We start from the raw sequence: 7,409 nt of genomic DNA on the forward strand, positions 1-7,409 counted from the left end.
GCTTAACCTGGTCCACCAACCGATAAGTGCGGCGCCTCTTGATCCCAGATGCACATACTTTCTTTACCTGCAAAAAGAAAACGGGTCCAAAGACAGATATTTCGTCTTGGACCCGCTCTATTCATCTTGCTCATTATGAGAATGTTTTGCTGCCGAGCGTTAATTGCGTTGTATGCGTTTTTCCCATTCGATAATACTTGATCGTTACCTTTTGACCGGCGTTCAGCTCGGTGTACATGTAGGTGGAGAATTCAATGTAACTCTTGATTTTATGCCCGTTAATTTCCGTAATCACATCACCGGCCTCAAGACCGCTTCGTGCTGCCGGGCTGGAGCTCTGAACATCGGTCACCACAAGTCCGGTTTTAACACTGGACGGCAGCTGCAGTTGCTTGACTTCCTCATTCGGTACCATCGTCAGATCAACAATGCTGACGCCAAGCATCGGACGCTTAACCTTTCCGCTTGTTTCCAGTTTCGCGATCACCGTTTTGGCGAAGTCGATCGGGATGGCGAAGCCGATGCCCTCAACGTCATCATTGCTTCCGGTACCGGTCGATGCGATCTTCGACGAGTTGATCCCGATGACCTGGCCGGCAATGTTGACTAACGCACCGCCGCTGTTGCCCGGGTTGATGGCCGCATCGGTTTGCAGTACCTGTGTTTCAATCGACGCATTATTGCTCTCAACCGGAATGGTACGATTGGTTGAGCTGATGATTCCTTGTGTCACAGAGCCGGAAAATCCGAGCGGGTTGCCAATAGCAATCGCCGGTTCGCCGCGTTTCAATTTAGAGGAGTTGCCAAATTCAGCAACTGCGTTCACGTTTTTTGACGGGATACGCAGTACCGCTAAATCGTACAGTGAATCCTTTCCCAACACGGTCGCATTTGTTTTGACATTATCATTTAGCCGCACTTCAACTTTTTCCGCGCCGGAAACGACATGATTATTCGTCACAATGTAGGAATATTGATTATCCTTTTTATAGATGATTCCCGATCCTATTCCCGATTCCGTGTACTTGTTGTCAAAGAAATTAGCCTTTTGCAGATTAATGACCGCGATCACGGCAGGTGACACTTTATCAACGGCTTCAGTGACCGACGTGGTAACATTGACATTCATTTGTCGATTGAAGGTTGTATTCCCGACATTATTGGTATTCTGAGCGCCTGTTGAGACTTGATAAGGGAAAACTCCCAGATCTGATAGGATTGGAGCAAAGATCAAAAGGCAGACCATACCGACGATTGCGCCGATAAACCCTGAGAGAAACCAGCCGCCACGTGCATGGGTTTCTCTCGATTGATGGCCATTTTCTTTTGAGTCTTGGTCATTTTCATGGTTTTCATCATAATACCCCATACCTATTCCTCCTCTGTATCATAAAGAAAATGCATCAAAACTTGAGCACACCGGCTCCAAGAGCAGCCAAGGTGCTGATGATTCACGCAACTTCCTTTTACCAATAATTTACCACTGATCATGAACCGATTGAAAATTATGTGACTATTTTTAAAAGGAACGCAAAAATACCATTGTTCTATGTAAAGAATAGCCAACTGTACCTGCAATTAAACCTTAAACCGCGGTCAGTTTCGTCGAATGATCAGGGTCGGTATCATAAAGACCAATCTCACGACCTAATTTTAGTCCCAGCCGCTCTAAATGCTGGCCAACGCTCATACGCGCCAGCTCTTTCATGTTGTTATCCTTGCTTAGGTGTGCAAGATAAATCTGCTTGGTGTGATCACCAAAGACTTCGGTCAGTGCGACTCCCGATTCTTCGTTTGAAATATGCCCGGTATCTCCCAAAATCCGTCGTTTGACGCTCCATGGATATCGCCCCATCATCAGCATCTCCGTGTCATGGTTCGCCTCCATAACATAGGCATCCGAATTATGAATTAACCCTTTGATGTGCGCTGAAACATAACCGAGATCGGTTGCAAGGGTCAGCTGTTTCTCACCCTGATGAACGACGAAGAACATTGGATCAGCCGCATCGTGGGAAACGGAGAATGATTCAACGGACAAATCGCTGAAATCCCGCGTTGTATTGGCTTCGAAATCAAACTTTTGCTCCGTCGGAATCTCTCCAATTCCTGAGGACATCGCATGCCACGTTTTCTGATTGGCATAGACCGGTGTATGAAAACGGCGCGCAAACACACCCAGTCCCTTAATATGATCGCTGTGTTCATGAGTGACTAAAATCGCGTCAATATCTTCCGGGCGACGGTCGATCTGTCCAAGCAGTTCAATCATTTTCTTGCCGCTTAGTCCGCAATCAATAAGCAAACGCCGCTGCTCCGTTTCAATATAAAGAGAATTCCCCGTACTTCCGCTTGCTAAAACACTGAATTTAAATGGCACCGTTACCCCTCCCAAGGGTGATTAATCCGTCACACAATCGATTGCTTATTTAATGGTAAGTACATTCCCTGATACTGCATTAACAAAGTAATCGCTCGTTCCATTTACCGTATGAACCACGAAATGCCATGCCGGAACGAAGATCAACGGTTCCGAACTTTCATCGCCAACGGTATTCAAATAACACAGTTCAATGGCTTTGATATGCAGCCGGTTATAGCCGACCAGATCGGTTCGCTCTGCCAAGCTATTAATTGCCTGTTCCGCATTGATCGGGTCAACTTTATTTTTTTCCGTGAGTGAAAAATAGCTCTGTTTGAATCCCGTAACCTTGTTATCCTTAACGGTAAAATCAAGCATTTGTAATTTATTTCGTGTACTGATATAAACCGGACGACCACGGTATGTTTGCGAAAATTTAATCCCTGTACTGCTCGATACAAACGGCCAATACTTATAGTCCTGACCCTGATAGACGTTGCTTAATAAATCTTGCTGAAGCTCTTCATTGTCACTATGCCCGATTGAAATCGGCCGTTTGAACGTACTGACTAGCTGCAAATTACTTTGCTCAAGCGCAAGTTCCTGATTTTCCTGCGTCTTTCTTTTATCAACGACCTGAGCTAATATGTCTTTGTCTTGGCTCCAATCCATACGTGTACCGCGCAAAAAAGTAATATCCTCGGGCATCGTTGGGATAACCGTTTCCAGTTTATAATTAAAGTGCTGCGACTCATCATGATAATTGACAAAATTCTCATCCTGCTGTCGCATGTACATCTCAAAAACAAGAAAAACGTCAAGAAGCAGAAAACAAATGATGAAAATCGACTTTGTCCGGCTCCAATTCATGATGGGTCCTCCTTCCCATTGTTCATTTGAGAAGGGATCAGTTCTTTCGTTACTGAATTCCAGCGATCCCCAATTTTATAGAACCAGTCTGGCACAGCCATGATCGATTGCCCTGAGCCTGAGGACGGGCTCTTCAGTTCATACCCGATGCATAGATCCTCAATCTGGTTAACTGGTACATTAGCCTGCTTTAATTGATCGAGTACATCACGTGCAGAACTAAGCATAATCGTTCCTTGAGTATCAACGGGATTCAATTCAAGGAGCGTCCCTTTATAACTATTGAGCTCCCCGCTTTTCCAGCTGAGTTCAATCATGCTCAAATACCAATTCGGGTAATCCGTGTTAAAAACCATGTAGTCGCCTAGCGTCATTCGAAAAGAAACGGTTCCGTCGCCGCGATAATTCTTCAATGATGCACCCTGATAGATAAAGTCATTCGTCCATAATTTGATTTGATTCATCCAATCAAAGCTGACCAGAATCGGATCCTTATTCTGCTCTGTCGAACTCACAATCCCTGGATTGACATACTGAACAATATTATTTGTCCGCTCCAGCTGCCGTCCGCTGTCTGTGTACTCGGTTTTCCCGCGCACAGCAAACACATTGTCCGGATCAGGAAAAAGTATTGGAATGAATTCCTCTAAAGAAACCCGCTCAAAGTAGGTCACTTCTGCGTGCATTGTCGTTTTCCCCTGGGGCAGATAAGCAACCTTATCTCTCAAAGACAAGCGGTCATACGGGCGAAGTTCCGCCTTGGCATACAGACCTTGCAACGTTTCAAAATTCAAATGATCAACGGTTGTATAAAATTTATTTTTTTCATCCGGTGAAGAAAAAACAGCAATCACATTGTGCTTGTCTGTTGAGCCAAAAATATCAATGCGATCAACCGGAATATGGTTTGCACTGACAGACTTGCTCGAATCAAATTGAAAAACCCTTCCCAGCGCATCAAAGGTCAGTGGTGCAGGAAACACAAGTGTATAATGCGGCGTATCGGCATCCTCAACACTCGACGCGCTGCCGGTTATTTCGCTGAATACAGATTGCCGCAGCAAGGAATAGACCTTTTGAATGTCCGTATTGCTGTTTTGGCCAAACCGCCCGTTTTGATTTCGTTCCAGCATCAAATTGGGGCGAATGACTTGTGGAAATTTACGGGACTCGGCAATTGCAACCTGACTTGTTGAATTCGGTTTGTACTTTTCAAAATCCGATTTATAGAACAGTATGTTGGATGTCATCACAACACTGGCCAAGACCAGTACACCAAGCAATATCGATTTAAAGATTTCTCGTTGCATCATGAATCCCTTCTATCGAGTGGGAGTATAAAATGAATGGTTGTCCCGCGGTTCCAATCACTCTCCGCCCAGATTTCTCCGCCTTGAGCCTCTACCATTTCTTTGGCAATCGCAAGTCCAAGACCTGTCCCACCTAATTTGCGTGAACGGGCACGATCAACTCTGTAGAAGCGATTAAAAATCTTTGGCAGATTTTCCTTTGGTATGCCGACACCTTGGTCACTGATCATTGAGCGGATCTTATTGCCTCTACGCCGAATTGCAAATGTAATGATGCCGCCTTCCGGCGAATATTTAATCGCGTTCGAAATAATGTTATCGATGACCTGGGTCAGTTTGTCCCGATCAATAAGAACATAAAAAGACCCCTTTGGAAATTGGCGAACGAATTCAATATTCTGTTTTTTCGACATTTCAAATCGATCCATGATACTTTGGCAAAAAGTGATATAATCCGTACGTTCCAAATGAATTTTATAGTCTTTAGAATCAAGACGAGACAATTGCAGCAAATCATTCACAAGCCGAATCATCCGTTCGGTTTCTCGCTGCGTCACACCGAGAAACTTACTTGCCAGGGCGGGATCTTCCACTGCGCCATCCTGAAGCGCTTCGAGGTAGCTTTTCATTGTGGTCAGCGGTGTGCGCAATTCATGCGACACATTGGCAACAAACTCGCGACGTTCCATGTCCACTTGCTCCTGCTCCGTAACGTCATGAATGACGGCAATTAATCCATTAGCCAGTCCGCTGTCTTTTTTTACAACAGAGAAGTTGGCGCGCAGCAGGATCGTCTCATCATCCGTACTGAAGTCGAGCACGATCGAGTTCTCCATATTATAGAGATCCATAATTTTATAGTCTTTGCGAATCTTTAACAAATCCAGAATCGAGTTTCCGGTCACATCATGACGGTACACATTAAGCAGCTGCTCAGAGCGATTATTCATCAGCACGACATTGCCTTTTCGATCCGTTGCAATGACGCCATCGGTCATGAACGTCAAGACGGATTTTAATTTGCGCCGCTCCGATTCGGTTGTTGCATTGGCTTCACGCAGTTTCAATGTCATGTTATTAAACGATGTGGCCAGTTTCCCAATCTCATCCGGTTCGGTCATTTGTACTTTTCGGGTAAAGTTTCCTTGAGAAACCGCCATGACCTGCCGCTGCATTTGAACGAGTGGCCGTGTAATTGTCCTCGCCAAGAAAAAGCCTAAGATAGCCGTAACCAAGAGTGCAAAAATGGTCGCAGTGGCTAAGATCTGGTTGATTTGCTGCAACTGCTCATAGACATTTTCAAAACTCTTTTCTACGTAAAGCATCCCATATCGATGGTTGTCGACCATAATCGGTGTCGTCACAATGTCGATACGTTCACCGCTCGACCGGTCGGCACGCCGAAATTTATTCGTTGAAGTGGATGAAAGGTTTTGAACGACCAATTGATTTGTGGTCCGTTTGCCAACGGCATCGCGATGCTTTTCATCGGCTGCAACAATCACCATATTATCGTCAATCACTTCAATCTCGCGGATGTTGGCATCAATCTCCAAGAGCTGGTTCTGAATCTGATCTGCCACATGATTCGGATCTTCCACATTTGACTCTTGCGCTTGACGAATCGCTTCGCCAACATTCCATGCAATCAGCTGGCTTTGGCTCTCAAGTGAGTTTTCAAAACTATCCAGAGTAATTGTCTTGACGCGATCGGCAAAGTAGACACCGATCAACTGCATGGCAAGCAAAATAAGCAGCGTGTAAATCAAGACCACCTTGAACTGTATTGATTTAAAAAAGCCAACCTTATTCATCACTGAGCTCCTGATTGGGTTCCTTTAGATAATAGCCGACCCCGCGCCGAGTAACGATCCACATCGGTCGGCTCGGATTATCCTCAATTTTTTCACGCAATCGTCTTACCGTGACGTCGACCGTCCGTACATCCCCAAAATAATCATAGCCCCATACCGTTTGCAGCAGCTTTTCACGGGTCATGACTTGGCCGATGTGTTCCGCTAAATAATGAAGCAGTTCAAATTCCCGGTGCGTCAATTCAATCACTTTCCCCCGCTTGGTGACGACATAGGCATCGAGGTGAATGGTTAAATCGCCGATCTCAATATTGTTGACTTGTTTCTTTTCCTCTTCGGTATCCTCTTGTTTGTGCCGCCTCAAGTTCGCCTTGACGCGTGCAATCAACTCTCGATTACTGAACGGTTTGGTTACATAATCATCAGCGCCCATTTCCAACCCGAGTACCTTATCAATCTCCGAATCTTTTGCCGTCAGCATGATAATCGGCATATTATGTGTTTTTCTTACTTCACGGCACACTTCCATACCGTCTTTGACCGGCAGCATCACATCGAGCAAGATCATATCCGGATTTTCTTCTTCAACCTTTTTCAGCGCTTCTTCTCCATCGTACGCGCAAACAACTTCGTATCCTTCCTTCTCCAGATTAAACTGCAATATATCAGCAATTGGCTGTTCATCATCAACAACAAGAATTTTATTTTCCATTATGAGCAGACTCCTTGTACGTTCTTGTGATTTATTTCCCGTGCAATTATTCTTTCGCAATCGTTGTTCGTTTTATTGGCGGCATGTTCTTCATTCATCTGCCGCTTTTCTTAGATAAATTCTTTTATATTTTAACACACTCCTTGAGACAATGTCATAAAACCAGAAATAGGAAACAGGACAAAACCCCTGATTACCTCAAGGATTTTGTCCTGTTTAAGTACGTTTTATAAAGTGCGGTAAACGCTTATGTTTGGAGAACATGGCTCGAGGCGGAATCGAACCACCGACACGAGGATTTTCAGTCCTCTGCTCTACCGACTGAGCTATCGAGCCATAAT

The 7,409-nt window shown here is 44.9% G+C and carries 6 protein-coding genes and 1 tRNA gene; all 7 read right to left on the reverse strand.

All coding sequences use genetic code 11. The annotated features are described in order from the left end of the window. Positions 1-133 precede the first annotated feature (133 nt). The 7 genes from SIN01_RS13250 to SIN01_RS13280 all read right to left on the reverse strand — a co-directional run bounded on the left by SIN01_RS13250 (position 134) and on the right by SIN01_RS13280 (position 7,404). Entirely contained in the window at positions 134-1,369 is a 1,236-nt protein-coding gene (locus SIN01_RS13250) for a S1C family serine protease (protein WP_010025413.1), read from the reverse strand. A gap of 216 nt (positions 1,370-1,585) precedes the next feature. Continuing rightward, positions 1,586-2,380: an MBL fold metallo-hydrolase gene (locus tag SIN01_RS13255; RefSeq protein WP_010025412.1), complete on the reverse strand. Its 795-nt coding sequence runs from the start codon at positions 2,378-2,380 to the stop codon at positions 1,586-1,588. A gap of 45 nt (positions 2,381-2,425) precedes the next feature. Beyond that, positions 2,426-3,232, reverse strand: coding sequence for a two-component system regulatory protein YycI (locus SIN01_RS13260; protein ID WP_010025411.1), 807 nt, complete (start codon positions 3,230-3,232; stop codon positions 2,426-2,428). Further along, the gene (locus SIN01_RS13265) at positions 3,229-4,545 is read right to left on the reverse strand and encodes a YycH family regulatory protein (RefSeq protein ID WP_084688937.1); all 1,317 of its coding nucleotides are present in this window, start codon (positions 4,543-4,545) and stop codon (positions 3,229-3,231) included. Before SIN01_RS13265 ends, SIN01_RS13260 begins: the two co-directional genes overlap by 4 nt. Continuing rightward, a complete protein-coding gene (walK, locus tag SIN01_RS13270; RefSeq protein ID WP_028978114.1) occupies positions 4,542-6,356 on the reverse strand; it encodes a cell wall metabolism sensor histidine kinase WalK in 1,815 nt (604 codons plus the stop codon). Before walK ends, SIN01_RS13265 begins: the two co-directional genes overlap by 4 nt. Then, positions 6,349-7,068 (reverse strand): response regulator YycF, encoded by a 720-nt coding sequence (gene yycF, locus SIN01_RS13275; protein WP_010026704.1) that lies wholly within the window; start codon positions 7,066-7,068, stop codon positions 6,349-6,351. The genes walK and yycF overlap by 8 nt, the downstream gene beginning before the upstream one ends. 263 nt (positions 7,069-7,331) lie before the next feature. Next, positions 7,332-7,404 (reverse strand) — tRNA-Phe (locus SIN01_RS13280). Positions 7,405-7,409 lie beyond the last annotated feature (5 nt).

It is taken from the genome of Sporolactobacillus inulinus (genome assembly GCF_006539285.1).
Classification (GTDB): Bacteria; Bacillota; Bacilli; order Bacillales; family Sporolactobacillaceae; genus Sporolactobacillus; species Sporolactobacillus inulinus.